This window comes from Klebsiella sp. AqSCr (assembly GCF_008452795.1).
Classification (GTDB): domain Bacteria; phylum Pseudomonadota; class Gammaproteobacteria; order Enterobacterales; family Enterobacteriaceae; genus Klebsiella; species Klebsiella pneumoniae.
Genome location: NZ_MJDM01000005.1, coordinates 295,329 through 314,903 on the forward strand (window position 1 = coordinate 295,329; position 19,575 = coordinate 314,903).

The window sequence follows — 19,575 nt, forward strand, 5'->3', positions numbered from 1 at the left end:
TGGCGACTTGCCGCCACGAGGCCATCGATTTTGCCGCGCTGGGCGAGGCGGCGGTGGGAGCCGGTAATCTGGCGATCCCGCTGGTGAAACAGCTGACGGCGCAGGTAAAAACGCGAAATCCTGAGGCTGCGCGCTACATTCATTGGGGCGCTACCAGCCAGGACGCCATCGACACCGGACTGGTGCTCCAGTTGCGCGGGGCGCTGGATGCCGCTGAGACCCTGCTTGAGCAGCTGTTGGCGGCCCTGGCTCTCCAGGCGGATCGTTATCGCGATACCGTGATGCCGGGCCGGACCTGGATGCAGCACGCGCTGCCGGTGACCTTTGGCCTGAAGCTGGCGGGCACCCTCGACGCGCTCCTGCGCTGGCAGCAGCGGCTGCGCGAGATGCGTCCGCGACTGCTGGCGCTGCAGTTCGGCGGCGCCGCGGGCACTCTGGACGCGCTAAAAGAGAAAGGGCCGGCGGTTGGCCTGGTGCTGGCGCAGATCCTCGGTCTGTCGCTGCCGGATACTCCGTGGCACAGCCAGCGCGATCGGCTGCTGGAGGCGGGCGCCTGGTTTGCCGGCGTCTGCGGCACGCTGGGTAAATTCGCTAACGACTTTTCCCTGCTGATGCAGACCGAAGTGGCTGAGGTGGGCGAGCCGGTGGCGGAAGGCCGCGGCGGTTCGTCGACGATGCCGCATAAGCGCAATCCGGTGGCCTGCGCGGCGATCCTGACCGCCGCCCAGCGTACGCCGGGGCTGATGGCGACGATCTACGCCAGCCAACTCCAGCAGCATGAGCGGGCGCTGGGCGGCTGGCAGGCGGAGTGGGAGACCCTGCCGGAGCTAATTACCCTGGTGGGCGGGGCGTTGGCGCAAAGCGAGTCGCTGGTGCGCGACATGCAGGTTTTCCCGCAGAAAATGCGCGCCGATCTCGATATCACCCACGGGCTGATTATGGCTGAGGCGGTGACTCTGGCGTTGGCGGAATTCATTGGCAAAGCCGAGGCGCATCATCACATCGAAGCGCTGTGCCGCCAGGCGCTGGACCGTCACTGCCCGCTGGTCGATCTGCTCGCGGCTGACCCACAGGTCAGTCAGTATCTCTCTCGTGAACGCTTAACCACGCTGCTGGACCCGGCAACGGCGACCGGCAGCGCCGAACGCTTTGTGCGCCAGGTGCTGGCGCGTTATCAGGAGCAACGTGATGAATCTTGATTATCAACTCGACGGGCCGGATGGCGCGCCGGTTATCGTCCTCTCCAATTCGCTGGGCACCACCCGGGCGATGTGGCAGCCGCAGATCGAGGCGTTAACCGCCCATTTCCGGGTGCTGGGCTACGACACGCACGGCCACGGTAAAACGACGAAAAATGGCAAAGTGACCCTCGCCCAGTTGGGTGAGGATGTGATTGCGCTGCTCGATCACCTGAATATCGACCGCGCCTGGTTCTGCGGGATCTCGATGGGCGGTTTGACCGGCCTGTGGCTGGGACGCTTTGCGCCGGAGCGTTTTCATGGTCTGGCGGTCGCCAACACCGCGGCGCGCATTGGCGATCAGGCCAGCTGGCTGTCGCGGGCGCGGGCCGTACGTCAGGAGGGGATGGCGGTGGTGGCCGCCGGAGCGGCAGACCGCTGGTTCACCCACGCGTTTCGCCAGAAGGCGCCGGAGGTGGTCGAGGCGCTTTGTCACCAGCTGACCCATACCGATGCTGAAGGCTATGCCGCCTGCTGTGAGGCGCTGGCCGCCGCCGACCTGCGGGGCGAAGTGGGGCAGATCCCGCTGCCGACGCTAATCATCGCCGGGGAAAGTGACCCTGTCACCACGGTCGGTGACGCTCATTTCCTGCAGCAGCAGATCCCCGCCTCCGAGGTGGTGGTTCTGGCGGCATCGCATCTGTCTAACATTGAGGCGCCGAAAAGCTTTACTTCGGCGCTGCTGAGCTTTTTCCAGGGGGAACGCCATGGATGATAAACAGCGCTATCAGGACGGGATGGCGGTACGGCGCAAAGTATTGGGCGACGCCCACGTCGACCGTACGCTGCAGCATCTGACGCCGTTGAATGATGAGTTTCAGGACTTTATTACCCGCTATGCCTGGGGCGAGACCTGGACGCGTCCGGGGCTCGATCACCATACCCGCAGCATGATCACTATTGCCATGCTGATCGCTCTCAATCGCGAGGCGGAGCTGAAGATGCATCTGCGCGCGTCGTTTAACAACGGGGTGACCCGCGATGAACTGAAAGAGCTGATCATGCACTCTGCGCTGTACTGCGGGCTGCCGGCGGCCAATGCCACGATGCATCTGGCGCAGCAGGTGTTTGACGACATCGACGCCGCGCAGGGTTGAGTCGTCGTCCGGGTCGGATTGCCCGGCAGTCGTTGTAGGCCGGGTAAGGCGCAGCCGCCACCCGGCGAAATGGCGGGTACGCGCCGATAGATTGCCCGGCGGCGCAGCGCTTGCCGGGCCTGGGAAGCGAAGATCGCCTGTAGACCCCGTAGGCCGGGTAAGGCGCAGCCGCCACCCGGCGAAATGGCGGCACAACCGGAAATGTCCCTGTTCGCACTATGTTTGGCAGGACCACAACGTTTGGCAGGGCTACAACTTCTATGTTAATTCCGGGCAGATTGCGCTCCCGGTTGATCTTCTGCGTTCTGTCTCTTATGGCGCAGGGAGCGCACAGGGGGCGGCCAGTCGCCGCCGCCCCCTGTACCCGAGAAAGATGACCAGCACAGCATAGAGTCGAACTTCAATATTGCCGAGATAGCGCCGCCAGTGCTGCGGTATGGCGCTGCGTTTTTCAAGGATCCGCAGCAGGAAAAAGCGTCGCACCCGCCGCCAGGCGCGGAAGGCGCCGTAGTAAAACAGCGCCAGCAGCAGCGCCCCGGCCAGGGCTTTACCGGCGGAGATGAACAGATAGCGGTTGTTGAACTGTTCCTGGAGGCTGGTGCGCTGGGCTTCCATACGCGCCAGCACCCGCTGGGCTGCCTGGTCGAGGGTTAAATCATCGCCCTCGTCGAGATCCGCCTGGCTCAGCAGCAGCACCGGTTTGCCGTTCATCAGAAACAGTCTGCCTGGCTGACCATAGCGGATAACCGGCACGACCCGCAGCGGCTGGCGAATATCATCTTCGGTGAAGGCGCGCAGGGCGCTGCGGGTGCGCAAAACGCGCTCTTCGGGCGTGGTCTGGCCAAAGGTGGCCTGCAACATGACGACAGGTTGGTGGAAAATCGTGACCGTGCGTGCCTGCTCGCGCGCGGTTGGCTGCTGTCGCGGTTCGGCGGCCAGCGCCGGCTGGAGCACCAGCAGCGCCAGCGCCCAGAGGATAACGATGCTCATCCTGTTCATTGAGGCACCTGAGATAAGAATTATTGTTATTTTTCAGCAAAAAACGGAGGGCTTGTAGTTGAGCATAGCCTGGTGCGAAGTGAATTCAAGCTGGGGAAACGCGGACATAAAAAAAGCCGTCGCCCAAACGGCGACGGCCTGATATCAGCGTCAGAGGATAGCGTTAGCCGTGCTGTTTACAGCCCGCGCACTGCTTATTCTGGATCTGCTGGAAGAAGTCGTTGCCTTTATCATCGACGAGGATAAACGCCGGAAAATCTTCCACTTCGATTTTCCAGATAGCTTCCATCCCCAGTTCCGGATAGGCCACGCACTCGAGGCTCTTGATACTCTGCTGGGCGAGCACTGCCGCCGGGCCGCCGATGCTTCCAAGGTAGAAGCCGCCGTGTTTATGGCAGGCATCGGTCACCTGCTGGCTGCGGTTGCCTTTCGCCAGCATCACCATGCTCGCGCCGTGGGACTGCAGCAGATCAACGTAAGAGTCCATGCGGCCGGCAGTGGTTGGGCCGAGGGAGCCGGAAGCGTAACCGGCTGGCGTTTTTGCCGGGCCCGCGTAGTAGATCGGGTGATCTTTGACGTACTGCGGCAGCGCCTCGCCGTTGTCGATAAGTTCCTTCAGCTTGGCGTGGGCGATGTCGCGGGCCACGATAATGGTGCCGTTAAGGCTCAGGCGGGTGGAGACCGGATGTGCCGACAGCTGCGCCAGGATCTCGCTCATCGGCTGATTCAGGTTGATGCTTACCACCTCGCCTTCGCCGGCCTGACGCAGATGTTCAGGGATATATTTTCCCGGATTGCTCTCCAGCTTCTCGATCCAGATACCGTCGCGGTTGATTTTCGCCTTGATGTTGCGGTCGGCGGAGCAGGAGACGCCCATGCCGATCGGGCAGGAGGCGCCGTGGCGCGGCAGACGGATCACCCGGATATCGTGGGCGAAGTATTTCCCGCCGAACTGCGCGCCGAGGCCGAGGTTCTGCGCTTCCTGCAGCAACTCCTGCTCCAGCTGCACGTCGCGGAACGCCTGACCGTGTTCGTTACCTTCGGTCGGCAGACCGTCGTAATAGCGGGTCGAGGCCAGTTTGACGGTCTTCAGCGTCGCTTCCGCCGAGGTGCCGCCGATCACAAATGCGATGTGGTACGGCGGGCAGGCGGCGGTGCCGAGAGTGCGCATCTTCTCAACGAGGTAGTTTTTCAGCTTCGCCGGGGTGATCAGGGCCTTGGTTTCCTGGTACAGATAGGTTTTGTTGGCGGAACCGCCGCCTTTCGCCATGCACAGGAACTTATATTCTTCACCGTCGACGCTGTAGAGATCGATCTGCGCCGGCAGGTTGGTGCCGGTGTTAACCTCTTTATACATATCCAGCGGCGCGTTCTGTGAGTAGCGCAGGTTATCTTCGGTATAGGTGTTGTACACCCCCTGCGCCAGGGCGGCTTCATCGCCGCCGCCGGTCCAGACGCGCTGGCCTTTTTTCCCCATGATAATCGCGGTGCCGGTATCCTGGCAGGTCGGCAGCACGCCCTTGGCGGCAATTTCCGAGTTGCGCAGGAACTGCAGGGCGACATATTTATCGTTATCGCTGGCTTCCGGGTCGAGCAAAATCGAGGCGACCTGTTGCTGATGGGAGACGCGCAGCATAAAGGCGGCGTCGTGGAAGGCCTGCTGAGCGAGCAGGGTCAGCGCCTGCGGCTCTACTTTCAGGACCTGCTGGCCGTCAAATTCGGCGACGGAGACGTGCTCTTTGCTGAGCAGATAGTATTCCGTATCGTCGTGCGCCAGCGGAAACGGATCCTGATAAACAAACGGTTTAGTCGACATAGTCACTTACTCCATAAAGATAAAAACCGCCGGGGTAGTCCCGGCGGTTATGAATCAGAACATCATGGACATCCACGGATAGCCAATCAGCAGCAGGGCGGCCAGGAAGATGGCGCCAAAGATGGTGCCGAGGCGCCAGTAATCTTTGGTCGGCAGGTAGCCGCTGCCGTAGTAGATTGGGCTTGGGCCAGTACCGTACGGGGTGATGATCCCCATCACGCCCAGCGAGGTGACCATCAGCAGGACAAACACTTCCATATTCATTCCCGGGATAGTCGAGGCAATGGTCAGCATGGCCGGTAGCAGCGCGGTGGTGTGCGCGGTGGTGCTGGCAAACAGATAGTGCAGCAAGTAGAACGCCAGCAGCAGGACGATGGTCGCCATCCCCGGGGAGATGCCGCTCATCAGCGCGCCGCCCTCTTTACCCAGCCAGGCGATAAAGCCGGTGGAGGAGAGGCCGTCGGCCAGTGCCACCAGGGTGGCGAACCAGACAAAGGTGTTCCATGCCGCTTTGTTGTTGGTGATATCGCTCCAGGAGAGCACGCCGGTCCACAGCATCAGCACGATAACCAGCAGGGCAGCCAGCGCCGGTTCGATCCAGTCGGCGGCGAAGATCCACATCATCAGCGCGAAGCAGACGAATACCAGCAGCAGAATTTCATTGCGCGACAGTTTGCCCAGTTTTTCCAGTTCACGCGCGGCCCACAGTGGCACTTCGTTATTGACTTTCACTTCCGGCGGGTAGAACCAGTAGGCCAGCAGCGGCATAGCCAGAATCAGCAGGATACCCAGCGGCAGGAAGGCGATGAACCAGGTGCCCCAGGAGATATTGATGCCAACAATGCTTTTGACCAGCGCCAGGGCCAGCAGGTTCGGGGCCAAAGCCGACAGGAACATCGAGCTGGTAATACAGGCGGCGGTGATCGCTACCCACATCAGATAGGAACCGATTTTACGTGCGCTCGGATCGTTTGGCTTTGAACCGTACAGCGGCGGCAGGTTAGCGATAATCGGGTAGATAGTCCCCCCGCTGCGTGCGGTGTTAGATGGCGTAAACGGCGCCAGCAGCAGATCCGCGAAGGTGATGGCGTAGCCGAGCGTCAGGCTGCGACGGCCAAGATATTTCACCAGAATCAGCGCCAGGCGGCGGCCGAACTGCGTTTTATCGTAGCCGGCGGCGAACATGAACGCGCCGAAGATAAGCCACACGGTGGAGTTGCCGAAGCCGCTCACCGCCCACTTAAAGGAGGCGCCAGCCATTTTGAAGCCTGGCGCGGCCATCTGATCCGGGCTGAACAGCAGCCACTGGCTGCACAGGGCAATAACTACCACGCCGGTGATACCGATAACGGCGCCGGGCAGCGGTTCAAAAATCAACCCGACGATCACCCCGACAAAGATAGCGAAGTAGTGCCAGGCGTACGGCGGCAGGCCTTCGGGGACCGGGACGAACAATAACAGCACGGCAACGATAATCGGCAGCGCCATCATCAGGAGAGGTTTTTTATTCGCAGTCGTTGGCTTGACTGCACCGGCAGGCGGTATGGTTGTCTTTTTCTCTTTCATAATGAGTATCTGCAAGTTGTTGAAAATAACGTTTACGCCAGCGTCTTGCTCAGTGGTTTCTTTAATTACAAAAGTTACTTTAGTTTTTATTTTGCGTTTCTGAGTATCGACAGGGCGCTTATTTAACGCGTTTTATGAGGCGTTAAATTAAATTTGTTGGTTATTTATATATTGCGCTTTCAATGGCCGTTGCAATTGATCAAGATCAAGAAAAGCCGGTGATTTCACTATTTTTTTATTATCAGTATAACCCTATATGATGAGGTGTTATTTTGGCGAAAATATCGATAGATGTTAAAAGAAAAATGAACAATAAATGCTGAAATTATATTCACTTTTGGTATCTTTATGATTTTATTGTATTTTTGCGGTTTTTCTTGTCATTGTTTATGTTAACAAAAGTATCCTAATTGTTATCACGCATTTGTATTATGTAAATGCCATTTATTATTTTAATAATACAATAGAGGTAGCGATGTTATTGCTGGGGTTAAATAGTTTTATAACTAACGTAATTGGTTTAGTAATTAAAAAACGCGTTATATTATTGGCATGACAACAGGAATTAAAAAACCAAAACCATTAATGATTCCGTCACCTCATTCTGAGCTTTTAATATTTTAAAATCTGGAGCGTAACTTATGACCAGTAACGAACGTATTTTGCAGCCATTTACTTTACCAAATGGTACCGAGCTGAAAAACCGTTTGCTCATGGCGCCAATGACCACCTGCACCGGTTATTTCGATGGTACTGTCACCAGCGAGCTGGTGGAGTACTACCGCGCGCGCGCCGGAAGCATCGGTACCATTATTGTCGAGTGCTGCTTTATTGATGACTACGGTCTGGCCTTCCCGGGCGCGATCGGCATCGATAATGATGAAAAAATTGCCGGCCTGGCGAAAATCGCTGAGGCGATCAAAGCCGAGGGTTCAAAAGCGATTCTGCAGATCTACCACGGCGGCCGTATGGTCGACCCGCAGCTGATCGGGGGGCGCCAGCCGGTGGCGCCGAGCGCTATTGCCGCGCCGCGTGAGGGCGCCGCCATGCCGCGGGCGCTGAGCGGAGAAGAAGTGGAAGGGATGATCGCCAAGTTTGGCGACGGCGTTCGTCGCGCCATTCTCGCCGGTTTCGACGGGGTCGAAATTCACGGCGCCAACACCTATCTCATTCAGCAGTTCTATTCGCCGAACTCCAACCAGCGCGATGACGAGTGGGGCGGTAGCCGCGACAACCGCGCCCGTTTCCCACTGGCGGTGCTGGATATCACCCACAAAATGGCCCGCCAGTACGCCGACGATGCCTTTATCATCGGCTATCGCTTCTCGCCGGAGGAGATGGAGGTCCCGGGGATCCGCTTTGACGACACCATGTATCTGCTGGAAAAGCTGGCCGCCCGCGGTGTCGATTATCTGCACTTCTCGGTGGGGGCCACCCTGCGTCCGTCTATCGTCGATACCAGCGATCCGACGCCGCTTATCGAGAAATACTGCGCGATGCGCTCTGACACCCTCGCCCAGGTGCCGGTGATGGGCGTCGGCGGGGTAGTCAACGCCGCCGATGCCGAGCAGGGCCTCGATCATGGTTATGACCTGATCGCCGTGGGCCGCGCCTGCATCGCCTATCCGGACTGGGCGTCACGTATCGCCGCCGGCGAAGAGCTGGAGCTGTTTATCGACAGCACCCAGCGTGAAGCGCTGCACATTCCGGAACCGCTATGGCGTTTCTCGCTGGTGGAAGCGATGATCCGCGACATGAGCATGGGCGACGCCAAATTTAAACCGGGGATGTTTGTTGAGACCGTCCACGATGACGCCAATGAGCTGGTGATCAACGTCAGCCTCGAAAATGACCATATTGCCGATATCGAACTGGCGGCGAGCCCGGTCCAGACTGTGGAATTCACCACCAGCTTCGAAGAGATCCGCGAACGTATTCTCACCGCCAATACCCCGCACGTCGATGCCATTTCCGGGGCCACCAGCCAGAGCGAGGCGGTGAAAAAAGCGGTCGCCAAAGCGATGCTGAAATCGAGTAAAGCGCTGGCGGCGGAAGAGGGCGGCAATGACGCCGCGCCGAAAAGCTATGATGTGGTGGTGGTCGGCAGCGGCGGCGCCGGCCTGGCGGCAGCCATTCAGGCCCACGACGAAGGGGCCAGCGTGCTGATCGTTGAAAAAATGCCAACCATCGGCGGGAACACCATCAAGGCTTCCGCCGGGATGAACGCCGCGGAAACCCGCTTCCAGCGCGTGAAAGGTATCGAAGACAGTAAAGAGCTGTTCTATCAGGAAACCCTGAAGGGCGGCCACAACAAAAACAACCCGCAGCTGCTGCGCCGTTTCGTTGAAAACGCGCCGCAAGCCATTGAGTGGCTGGCGGACCGGGGCATTATGCTCAACGACATTACCACCACCGGTGGGATGAGCATTGACCGTACCCACCGTCCGCGCGACGGGTCAGCGGTCGGCGGCTATCTGATTAGCGGCCTGGTGCGCAACATCACCAAACGCGGTATTGACGTCCTGCTGGATACCTCGGTGGAAGAGATCCTGATGCGCGGGGATGAGGTTAGCGGTGTACGTCTGATCAACGACGAAAAAGAGGTCATTGAAGTACAGACCAAAAGCATCGTAGTGGCCACCGGCGGCTTCAGCGCTAACAGCGCGATGGTCGTGAAGTATCGTCCTGACCTTGAAGGCTTCGTCACCACTAACCACAAAGGGGCTACCGGGAGCGGTATCGCGTTGCTGGAACGCATCGGCGCCGGCACCGTGGACATGGGCGAAATTCAGATTCACCCGACCGTGGAGCAGCAGACCTCGTATCTGATTTCCGAATCGATTCGCGGCGGCGGCGCTATTCTCGTTAACCAGCAGGGGAACCGCTTCTTCAACGAGATGGAGACCCGCGATAAAGTCTCGGCGGCGATTATCGCTCTGCCGGAACACTATGCTTACATCGTCTTCGACGAACATGTGCGGGCGAAAAACAAAGCTGCCGACGAGTACATCGCCAAAGGCTTCGTCACCAGCGCCAGCTCACCGCGGGAACTGGCGGAGAAACTGGGGATGGATTACCATGCCTTCCTCGCCACCCTCGAGTGCTACAACGGGGCGGTGGAAAAACAGCATGATGAACAGTTTGGCCGGACCACCGCGCTGCGCGCGCCGATTAACGAAGGCCCGTTCCACGCCATTCGCATCGCACCCGGGGTGCACCACACCATGGGCGGCGTGACCATTAATACCGATGGCGAAGTGCTGAATGTGGCGCAGCAGCCGATTCGCGGCGCCTACGCCGCCGGTGAAGTGGTGGGCGGGATCCACGGCGGCAACCGTATCGGCGGTAACGCGGTGGCGGATATCATCATCTTCGGTACCCTCGCGGGCCATCAGGCGGCGAAACGTGCCAGAGGATAACCTGTAACCTTGCTCCTGCCGGGTTGGCGCTTTCGCCGCCCGGCTTGCCCCTTCTAAGGAGAGCCCGATGTCCGATAACCGCGTCTATAGCTACTCCGCCGTGTTGATGGGCTCGCCCATCCTGCTCAAACTCTGTTCCCACGATGAGGCGATGGCCTCCCGCGTTTTCCAGCTTATCAAGCGCTATGAAGACCTGCTCACCGTTAACCGCGCCGAGTCGCAGGTGATGGATATCAACCATGCCGCCGGGCGTCATCCGGTCACCGTCAGCCGACCGGTCTTTCAGCTGATCCAGTGCGCCAAAGCCGCCAGCATGGTGCGCGACAGCGCCTTTAACCTCGCCATCGGCCCGCTGGTGAAGCTGTGGCGAATTGGTTTTCACGGGCACAGCGTGCCTGACGCGGCTGAGATCAGAGCCCGACTGGCGCTGACCCGCCCACAGGAGGTGATCCTCGATGAGGCAACCTGCAGCGTGTTTCTCCAACAGCCGGGGATGGAGCTGGATCTCGGGGCGATCGCCAAAGGTTATATCGCTGACCGCGTGCGCGATTATCTCCGTCAGCAGCAGGTGGAGAAGGCGCTGATCAACCTCGGCGGCAATGTGCATACCCTCGGCGAATGGGCCATTGGCCTGAAAAAACCATTTGCCGACGCGCAGGCGCTGATCGGTTCGCTGACGGTCAACGGGCAATCGGTAGTCACCTCCGGGACCTACGAGCGCTATTTCGAACAGGATGGCAAACGCTGGCACCATATTCTCGACCCGCGCAGCGGTTATCCGCTGGACAACGAACTCGACAGCGTGACGGTCATTTCCGCGGATTCTTTAGACGGCGACATCTGGACCACGCTGCTGTTCGGCCTCGGCGTGGAGAAGGGCTGCGCAGCGCTGCGTCAGCGGCAGGATATCGACGCGATTTTCGTTACCAAAAATCGCGACATTATTCTCTCATCGCCGCAGCGGCTGCGTTTTGCGCCGCTGGACAGCGGCTATCGGGTTATTGACTGTACTGCTTAAGCAAACTGTACTGTTCGGCGACCAGGCGGTAGCGATAGACCGGCCGCCCGGTAGCGCCGTAGTGGATAGTGGTATAGAGAATATTGATCTGCGCCAGCCAAATCAGATATTTGCGGCAGGAAACGCGGGAGATATTCACCGCCGCCGCCAGCTCATCGGTAGAGAATTCGACATCCGGATGGGCGTCAATCCACTGGCAGAGTGTGCGCAGCGTTTGCGCGGTTAACCCTTTAGGCAGCTTGCGCGCGTCGCTGGCCTCCGGCGCGCCGCCGTGCAGCAGGCGGTCGACATCGGCCTGTTCGTAATAGGGCTGGCCGGTTATTAGCTTGCGCTTCTCCCGCCAGGTGGTGAGCGCCTCTTCAAAGCGCGGAAACTGGAAGGGTTTGATCAGGTAATCGACCACCCCGTAATGCATCGCGGTCTGTACCGTGGCGGCATCCGCCGCCGAGGTAATCATGATAACGTCGATGGCGCGACCCGACTCGCGGATGGTCGGCAGGAGATCGAGCCCGCTGTCCTGCTGCATGTAGACATCCAGCAGCACAAGATCGATCTCCTGCTGCGGATCGTTAATCATCTCCTGGGCCTGACTGAGCGTCGAAGCGCTCCCACTGCAACGAAAGCCGGGAACCCTTGCCACGTACAGGCGATTCAGTTCGGCCACCATGGCATCATCGTCAACAATTAAAACATTTATCACGCAGGTTTCCTTTTACTATCCCAGGGGAGATGAACAAAAAATTGGGTAAATACGCCGGGTTCCGATTCGACGGCGAGGGTGCCGCCGAGCTCGCGCAACTGCTGGTTGGCAAGAAACAGCCCGACGCCGCGATTCTCGCCTTTGGTGGAGAAGCCTTTGTTAAAGATAGCGTCGATGTTGTTCTCCGGGATCCCCGGCCCATCGTCGCTCACTTCACCGCTTAGCCAGCCGTCCTGGTAGTGCAGCAGCAGGCCGATCTCACCCTCCGCCTGGCCGCTCATGGCGTCCAGCGCGTTCTCAATAAGGTTGCCCAGCACCGTCACCAGCACCGTGACCTGTTTCTCGTTCGGACAATCCGGCACCAGGCTCTCCTCCGCCAGCGTCAGGGTAAAGCCGCACTCTGTGGCGCGCTGAATTTTACTTATCAGGAAGCCGGCCACCACCGGGGATTTAATGCGATGTTGAATGTCGCCGATGTCCGCCTGGTAGCGGTGGGCGGTCTGCAGCACGTATTCTTCGAGTTTGCCGTAGCTTTTCATATTCAGCAGACCGAGGATCACGTGCAGTTTATTCATAAACTCATGGGAGGTGGTGCGTAGGGCATCCACATAGCTCATCATGCCGTCCAGTCGCTGCAGCAATTGGCTGACCTCAGTTTTATCGCGGAAGGTACAGATGGCGCCGACCACCGCACCCTGGCTGCGAATGGGCACTGTATTGCCGATCAGCAGCAGACCATTGCACCCCAGTTCGCGGTCGAACATTGGCTCGCCGCTCTGCAGTACGGTCTGCAGATCGTCGAGCAGGGGGCTGTGAACGAGAGTCTTATCCGGGCCGGAAAAGAGGATCTCTTCCGCCGCGGGGTTGATGAGATTTACCTCGCCATGGGCATCGACCGCCACCACCCCCTCCTTGAGGGCGTGAAGCATGGCCTGACGCTGCTGAAACTGGGTGGATATTTCGTGCGGCTCCAGCCCCAGCAGCACGCGCTTCAGGCCGCGAACCAGGCTCCAGGTGCCCAGCGCGCAGACCAGCGCGCTGAACAGGATGGTCAGCAGCACGTCCCAACGGCTGTTGGCGATCTGTTCGTCCACTTTACTCAGTGAAATGCCGACCACCACCACGCCGATTTGCTGATGCCGTTCGTTGAACACCGGCGTAAACACCCGTAGCGCCGGGGCCAGCACCCCGTGGTTGATGGCGACATTCTCTTTCCCCTGCAGCGTCGGCTGAATATCGTGGCCGATGAACGGTTTGCCGATGATTGAGCTGTCCGGATGCGAATAGCGAATACCCTGCATATCGGTGACGATAGCGTACAACAGGTCGTTGCGGCGGGTAATGGCCTGCGCCAGCGGCTGAATGATCTGCTGCTGCGGGGGCGCCTCCAGTCCGCGCTTCACCTGCGGCATATCGGCCATGGTGCGCGCCACCGCCAGCGCGGTCTCTTTCAGACCGTCGCGGGTGGCGTTGCTGATCTGCATATACCACAAGGCATACACCAGCAGCAGCACGGCGCCGATGACGCTGCCGATCATCAAGGACACGGCGGTGCTCAGCTTTAACGGTAAGGCGCGTTGGCGAACGCGAGGCGGGTGCTCTGAAGCCTTCATGACGACCCCGGGTAGATTCAGTGAAAGATTATTATCGCCGATAGCGCGGCATACATAAAGCCGTGTAATCAAAGCAAAAGGCCGCTTTTGCTACGGCAGACTCCTCCAGCGCGCGATACACTGCGGCTTTTCGCCACAGGCTTAAGGGAGACACTATGGAACTGGCTTCTCTGGTCCGGGATATCCTCCGGCAGCGGCACGTTGAACGTCTGGCGCAGCATCGTGAACAGGATAATGAAGCGGAAGCAGAGTGGGAGATCGCCCGCTGGCGGCATCGCAGCGGGGTGGTGATCCAGCGCCGCTATGAGCTCGAGATCGCGCAGCAGGATAGCGCATCCTGCCCGGAGTGCTGGATTGACTGGCAGGTTATCGACGCCGCCGGCCAGGAGATCAACCCGATGCGCAAACAGTTTTATAACCTTTGCCAGCAATCCTTCTGGCTGGCTATGCAGGCGGGTGGTGAAGATGAGACCTCAGACAGAATTGCTCAGATAACCGACAATCACCCGTAAACGCGCGTTGGGGACGGTAAACTGTGACCCCGACGGCGGTAAAGCGCAGAACATTCCACTTATAGTGGCGGCAGAGGTTAAATAGTCCTGATGAATATAAGGATATGCATCAGGCCGCTGATTTTGCCGAGATGCGCTTTTTCTGTCGTAAATGGAGGTTGTTATGAGCAGTTCGCTAACCGCGTCAATGCAGGCTCGTCGTCACCCGGAGACCACCCACATCGATCGCCTCGCCACCGCCGATATGCTGGCGATGCTGCATCAGGATGATAAGCAGATATCGGAGGCGGTCGGCGCCTGTCTGCCGGATATCGCCCGGCTGATTGATATCGCCACCGCGACGATAAGCCGAGGAGGGCGCCTGGTCATTATTGGCGCCGGCGCTTCGGGCCGGACGGCCATTGAGGCGGTCAGCGACTATTCGCCGGAAGGTAAACACGCGCTGGTGGGGCTGATTGCCGGTGGGCAGACGGCGGCGATGGCCGAGCGGGAGACTGCAGCGAATAATTATGACCTGGGCGCCTTTGAGCTGCAGTCGCTGGACTTCAGCAACCGCGATATGCTGCTGGCGCTGACCGTCAGCGGCAAGACGCCATGGGTGTGGGGGGCGATGCGCCACGCCTGGTCGCTGGGCGCCCCGATAGCGGTCATCACCCAGCAGCCGACCAGCGAGGCGGCGCAGCTGGCGGATATCATTATTGCTCCGCAGACCGGGCCGGAGGCGGTGGCGGGGTTAGCCAATCCGAAGGCTCAGTTGGCCCAGAGGCAGATCGTCAATATGCTGACAACCGGACTCGCCATCCGTGACGGTCGGGTGTACAGCAATTTGCGGGTGGACGTGCAGGCTGACAATTCGCACTGGGCGGAGCGGCAGATAGCGATTGTGATGGCGGCCACCGATTGCACGCGCAGTGAAGCAAAGGCCACCCTGGCCAGCTGTCATCAGCACTGCCGCACCGCGATCCTGATGCTGCTCAGCGGGCTCGACGCCTGGCACGCGCGGGAGCTGCTAACCAAACATCACGATCATCTGCGTCTCGCCCTGCGTGAAGCCCAGCGTAGCGCTGTCACTCCCGCCCAGTAATCCCTTCTCTGCCAGGCGCGCGATGAGCATGCGCGCCTGGACTTTTGTAATTAAAGAAATTCTTATCTTTTATTTTACCCGGCAATAGATATTGAATTTTCGACCTTATTTTTTATCCGTCTTCGCTCTATTTTTAAAATTGATTTTTTAAGTTAAATAACTGTTTGGTTTAAAATGCGAGAGTGTAAATGATATTTTAAAATAAAGTAAAAGTGCGTTAATATGCTGCCTCTTATGACCGTGTGCTACGTGATAATTCTATTATGCCTGCAATGAAAAAAACGATTATTTCCTTAACCGCATTAGCGATGTTCGTCAGCGCGGCGACGCATGCTGAAGCGGATACCTCGAAAAAAACCGACTTCCTGCTGATTGGCGGCGGGATCATGAGCGCCTCGCTCGGCACCTGGCTGCAGGCGCTGCAGCCGGACTGGGATCTGACCATGGTGGAGAAACTGGACGGCGTGGCGCTGGAGTCTTCCAACGGCTGGAATAATGCCGGTACTGGCCACTCGGCGAATATGGAGCTGAACTATACGCCGGAGCGGGCGGACGGGTCGATTGACGTCAGCAAAGCGCTCGATATTAACGAGCAGTTTATGATTTCCCGTCAGTTCTGGTCGGCACAGGTGAAACGCGGTATTTTGCACGATCCGCACTCGTTTATTAATTCCACGCCGCATATGAGCTTCGTCTGGGGTGATAATGTGGATTATCTGCAGAAGCGTTATAACGCGCTGCAGCAGACCACTTTATTCCAGGGGATGAAATTCTCCACCGATCACGCGCAAATTAAACAGTGGGCGCCGCTGGTGATGGAAGGCCGCGATCCGCAGCAGAAAGTGGCCGCCACCTGGACGCCGGTGGGTACCGATGTCAACTACGGCGAAATCACTCGCCAGCTGATCGGCAGCCTTAAGAAAAATAACCACTTCACCCTGCAGACCTCCTCTGAGGTAACGGATTTCAAACGTAATGCCGACAACTCCTGGCACGTAACGATTAAGAATGTGCAGAGCGGAGAAGCGCAGACTATTGACGCCAAATACGTCTTTATCGGCGCCGGCGGCGGCGCGTTGAAGCTGCTGCAAAAAACCGGTATTCCGGAAGCGGACAACTATGCCGGCTTCCCGGTGGGCGGCTCGTTCCTGATGACCGAGAACCCGGCGGTCACTGCGCAGCACCTGGAGAAAGTGTATGGCCAGGCTTCAGTCGGCGCGCCGCCGATGTCGGTGCCGCACCTTGATGCACGTTACCTCGACGGTAAGCGCGTGGTGCTGTTCGGGCCATTCGCCACCTTCTCGACCAAGTTCCTGAAAAATGGTTCGTTCTTCGATCTGCTCAGCACTACCACCACCAATAACGTGCTGCCGATGACCCACGTCGGTCTCGACAACTTCGATCTGGTGAAATACCTGGTTAGCCAGGTGATGCTCAGCGATGATGACCGTTTCGCTGCGCTGAAAGAGTACTACCCGGACGCGCGTAAAGAAGACTGGAAACTGATCCAGGCCGGCCAGCGCGTACAGATCATCAAGAAAGACGCAGAGAAGGGCGGCGTGCTGAAGCTCGGTACCGAAGTGGTGGTCGATCAGCAGAAAACCATTTCCGCGCTGCTCGGCGCTTCGCCGGGGGCTTCCACCGCCGCGCCAATCACCCTGAACGTGCTCAAGCAGATGTTCCCGCAGCAGTTTAACTCGCCGGAGTGGCAGAGCCGCATTCACGCTATTGTGCCGAGCTACGGCCAGAAGCTGAACGGTAACGTGGCGCTGACCCAGCAGGTTTGGGATGACACCGCTGCGACCCTGCAGCTGACGAAACCGCCGGTGATCCAGATGCCAGCGGCTGCGCCTACCGCGACCGCCAAGCCGGCAGAGACGCCGCGCGAGGCCTCGCCGCAGCACGATATGGCGCTGTAAAAGCAAACTCGACAGTGAACAAAAGGGAAGACCATGGTCTTCCCTTTTTTGCGTTATTTACCGGCTGAGGCCGCGCGCTGCCTGCAACTTTGGCGTCATAAAAGATATACTGGTTTGAATTGAAATAAGAAAATTAAACCAGGAGTGTGGAAGGGCCATGCAAGAGGATATTAACCAGGAGATCACCTTCCGCAAGCTGTCGGTCTTTATGATGTTTATGGCGAAAGGTAATATCGCCAGAACCGCCGAAGCGATTAAACTCAGCAGCGTCAGCGTTCACCGCGCGCTGCATACCCTGGAAGAGGGGGTGGGCTGCCCGCTGTTTGTCCATAAAGGGCGCAACCTGCTGCCGCTGCAGGCGGCGTGGACGCTGCTTGAATACTGCCAGGATGTGATAAGTCTGATGAACCGCGGGCTCGAGGCGACGCGCAAGGTTGCAGGCGTCGGTCAGGGGCGGTTGCGCATCGGTACCCTCTATTCTCTGACCCTGGAAACCGTTCCGCGCATCATTATGGGGATGAAGCTGCGTCGCCCGGAGCTGGAGCTGGACCTGACGATGGGTTCAAATCAGATGCTGCTGGATATGCTGGAAGACGATGCCCTCGATGCCATCCTGATCGCCACCAACGAAGGGGAGTTCAATAATACCGCTTTCGACGTGGTGCCGCTGTTTGAGGACGATATTTTTCTCGCCGCCCCGGCGACTGAACGGCTGGATGCCTCACGGCTCGCCGATCTGCGCGATTACGCCGACCGCAAGTTTGTTTCGCTGGCGGAGGGGTTCGCCACCTATGCCGGATTCCGGGAAGCATTCCATATCGCCGGCTTCGAGCCGGAGATCGTCACCCGGGTGAATGATATCTTTTCGATGATAAGCCTGGTGCAGGCTGGCGTCGGTTTTGCCCTGCTGCCGGGGCGGATGAAGAAAGTGTATGAGAAGGATGTACAGCTGCTAAAGCTGGCGGAACCCTACCAGATGCGCCAGCTGATCTCTATCGTCTATTCGCACCATCGCGAACGCGATGCCGACCTGCTGGCGCTGGCGGCGGAAGGACGGATGTACGCCCGCAGTCTTAATCGCTAAGCCGCTGCGCCAGATGGCGGGCGACGTCCAGGCCGCTGCGCTCCAGCGCAATGGTCTCCCCGCGCCAGCCCGCCTGGCGAGTCAGGCAGGTGAGCACCCCGCCGGGCGGCATCTCGATTGCCAGCCTGGCGTCGCGTTCATCGGCGGCGACCATCGCCTCCTGCCAGTGGACCGGGCGCGCCATGTTCATCGCCAGATCGTCGGCGATCCGCTGCGGATCCCACAGCACGCGCGCCGTCGAGCCGCTTAAATAGGCGCACCATGGGCGCCTTAAGCTGGCGCCGGCAAAAGCTTTCGCCAGCTCAGCGGCGGGTTTATCCAGCAGCGCGCAGTGCGACGGCATGCTGACCGCCAGCCGCTGGGCTTTACTGGCGCCAGCCCGCAGCGCCAGCTGCGCCACCTCGGCCATTGCCTCATCACGGCCCGCAATCACGAACTGCGTTTCGGCGTTCAGGTTGGCGAGATAAACCTCGTGGCCCTGCATCAGCGTCTCAACCCGCGGGCGGGTCAGGCCCATAATCGCCGTCAGTCCGTAACCTTCAGGATACGCCTGTTCCATTAAGTCCCCGCGCAGGGCCACCAGCCGCAACGCGCTGGCGAAATCGAGCGCGCCGGCAATCACCGCGGCCGGAAACGCGCCGATGGACAGGCCGCTGACCATCTGCGGATCCACGCCCTGACGCTGTAGCTCGCGCGCCCAGGCTACCCCGGCGATCAGCAGACAGAGCTGGACCGCACGGGTGTGTTGTAGCGCGTCGGCGCTATCGAGAGTAGCGACTTCATCCCCCAGCACGGCGCGCGCCTGGGTGAGGATCGCCTCGCGATCGGGGATCATCGCCAGCATGCCGGGACGCTGGCCGCCCTGACCGGGAAAGGTAAATAAAATCTTCATTATTCCTCCCTGTGCCACGGCGTCGCGGTTAAGCGCGCGCCGCGGGACGTTTTCAGCAGCGCGCGCCCGTCGCGCAGCCATTCATTAAGGGCGAAGGCGCCGTACGGCGTTTCGACCTGGGTATCAGCGCGGCATGGGAGTTGGGCCACCCGGGTCTGCCATTCCAGCAGCGCCTCGCGGTCCAGCGGCTGTGGCGCGCGGATCAGCAGATCCAGATCGCTGGCCGCATGCAGCACCGGGATCTCGGTTGCCAGCGCGTAGCCGGTACTGCCGGTGACGCCCCAGCCCCAGGGCCAGCGGTGTAAGGTGAGGGCGATAGCCCCCTGGACCGGCGGCTGCGAGACAAAAGGCGAATGGAGTAAGACCTCACGATCAACAAGCATCTCCGGGGTGACGCTGCGCACGATATTGCGCGCCTGTACCCAGCCGGCGGCGCGCTGCTCGCGCTTCATGCCCCGCACCCCAACCGGGACGCGGGCCTGGTCGTCAACGTCGCGCCTCACCACCACCGGCAGCGCGGCTCGCCACTGCTGAGCCACCCACGGCTCGGCAATGTCTTCCAGGGCGCTGGCGTGGTTTAACCAAACTAAATCGTGGGGACGCGGCGTTGCTGACATG

General features: G+C 59.3%; 15 protein-coding genes and 1 pseudogene. 9 read left to right on the top strand and 7 right to left on the bottom strand.

What is annotated here, in order from left to right; all coding sequences use genetic code 11:
• The 3 genes from pcaB to pcaC form a co-directional block, all read left to right on the top strand.
• On the top strand, nucleotides 1–1,199 hold a 1,199-nt coding region (gene pcaB, locus BHE81_RS05220; protein WP_228268703.1), incomplete at its 5' end, for a 3-carboxy-cis,cis-muconate cycloisomerase.
• Nucleotides 1,189–1,953 (top strand): 3-oxoadipate enol-lactonase, encoded by a 765-nt coding sequence (gene pcaD / locus BHE81_RS05225; protein WP_110246577.1) that lies wholly within the window; start codon nucleotides 1,189–1,191, stop codon nucleotides 1,951–1,953. The genes pcaB and pcaD, both read left to right, overlap by 11 nt.
• A complete protein-coding gene (gene pcaC / locus BHE81_RS05230) occupies nucleotides 1,946–2,335 on the top strand; it encodes a 4-carboxymuconolactone decarboxylase (protein ID WP_004143067.1) in 390 nt (129 codons plus the stop codon). The genes pcaD and pcaC overlap by 8 nt, the downstream gene beginning before the upstream one ends.
• Before the next feature lie 363 nt (nucleotides 2,336–2,698).
• Here the strand turns inward: pcaC and BHE81_RS05235 are convergent.
• The 3 genes and pseudogenes from BHE81_RS05235 to BHE81_RS05245 form a co-directional block, all read right to left on the bottom strand.
• Nucleotides 2,699–3,334 (bottom strand): annotated as a pseudogene (locus BHE81_RS05235) (mechanosensitive ion channel protein MscS); the annotation flags it as partial.
• 163 nt (nucleotides 3,335–3,497) lie between these two features.
• The gene (gene fumA / locus BHE81_RS05240; RefSeq protein WP_004152246.1) at nucleotides 3,498–5,150 is read right to left on the bottom strand and encodes a class I fumarate hydratase FumA; all 1,653 of its coding nucleotides are present in this window, start codon (nucleotides 5,148–5,150) and stop codon (nucleotides 3,498–3,500) included.
• A gap of 54 nt (nucleotides 5,151–5,204) precedes the next feature.
• Nucleotides 5,205–6,716 (bottom strand): anion permease, encoded by a 1,512-nt coding sequence (locus BHE81_RS05245; protein WP_004148278.1) that lies wholly within the window; start codon nucleotides 6,714–6,716, stop codon nucleotides 5,205–5,207.
• Nucleotides 6,717–7,357: 641 nt separating this feature from the next.
• Between BHE81_RS05245 and BHE81_RS05250 the strand changes: the two genes are divergently transcribed.
• On the top strand, nucleotides 7,358–10,135 hold the full coding sequence (locus BHE81_RS05250; RefSeq protein ID WP_004152245.1) for a flavocytochrome c: 2,778 nt from the start codon (nucleotides 7,358–7,360) through the stop codon (nucleotides 10,133–10,135).
• 67 nt (nucleotides 10,136–10,202) lie between these two features.
• Nucleotides 10,203–11,153, top strand: a complete 951-nt coding sequence (locus BHE81_RS05255) for an FAD:protein FMN transferase (protein ID WP_016946653.1) — start codon at nucleotides 10,203–10,205, stop codon at nucleotides 11,151–11,153.
• On the opposite strand, the gene dcuR is transcribed toward BHE81_RS05255, so the two are convergent.
• Nucleotides 11,134–11,853, bottom strand: a complete 720-nt coding sequence (gene dcuR / locus BHE81_RS05260; protein WP_004176303.1) for a two-component system response regulator DcuR — start codon at nucleotides 11,851–11,853, stop codon at nucleotides 11,134–11,136. The genes BHE81_RS05255 and dcuR overlap by 20 nt on opposite strands.
• Nucleotides 11,850–13,466: a sensor histidine kinase gene (locus BHE81_RS05265; protein WP_023301966.1), complete on the bottom strand. Its 1,617-nt coding sequence runs from the start codon at nucleotides 13,464–13,466 to the stop codon at nucleotides 11,850–11,852. The genes dcuR and BHE81_RS05265 overlap by 4 nt, the downstream gene beginning before the upstream one ends.
• 155 nt (nucleotides 13,467–13,621) lie before the next feature.
• On the opposite strand from BHE81_RS05265, the gene BHE81_RS05270 reads away from it, so the two are divergent.
• The 4 genes from BHE81_RS05270 (at nucleotide 13,622) to BHE81_RS05285 (ending at nucleotide 18,065) form a co-directional block, all read left to right on the top strand.
• Nucleotides 13,622–13,978, top strand: a complete 357-nt coding sequence (locus BHE81_RS05270) for a hypothetical protein (RefSeq protein ID WP_004176301.1) — start codon at nucleotides 13,622–13,624, stop codon at nucleotides 13,976–13,978.
• A 163-nt stretch (nucleotides 13,979–14,141) separates the two neighbouring features.
• Nucleotides 14,142–15,062: an N-acetylmuramic acid 6-phosphate etherase gene (locus BHE81_RS05275; RefSeq protein ID WP_023280026.1), complete on the top strand. Its 921-nt coding sequence runs from the start codon at nucleotides 14,142–14,144 to the stop codon at nucleotides 15,060–15,062.
• A 308-nt stretch (nucleotides 15,063–15,370) separates the two neighbouring features.
• A complete protein-coding gene (gene mqo, locus BHE81_RS05280) occupies nucleotides 15,371–16,981 on the top strand; it encodes a malate dehydrogenase (quinone) (protein ID WP_076750587.1) in 1,611 nt (536 codons plus the stop codon).
• Between the two features lie 157 nt (nucleotides 16,982–17,138).
• Nucleotides 17,139–18,065 carry a LysR substrate-binding domain-containing protein gene (locus tag BHE81_RS05285; RefSeq protein ID WP_110246576.1) on the top strand — a complete coding sequence of 309 codons (927 nt, stop codon included), beginning with the start codon at nucleotides 17,139–17,141 and terminating at the stop codon, nucleotides 18,063–18,065.
• On the opposite strand, the gene mdcH is transcribed toward BHE81_RS05285, so the two are convergent.
• Complete coding sequence (mdcH, locus tag BHE81_RS05290; RefSeq protein WP_110246575.1) at nucleotides 18,055–18,957, bottom strand: malonate decarboxylase subunit epsilon; 903 nt, start codon at nucleotides 18,955–18,957, stop codon at nucleotides 18,055–18,057. The genes BHE81_RS05285 and mdcH overlap by 11 nt on opposite strands.
• Complete coding sequence (locus tag BHE81_RS05295) at nucleotides 18,957–19,574, bottom strand: malonate decarboxylase holo-ACP synthase (RefSeq protein WP_004152239.1); 618 nt, start codon at nucleotides 19,572–19,574, stop codon at nucleotides 18,957–18,959. The genes mdcH and BHE81_RS05295 overlap by 1 nt, the downstream gene beginning before the upstream one ends.
• Between the last annotated feature and the right edge of the window lies 1 nt (nucleotide 19,575).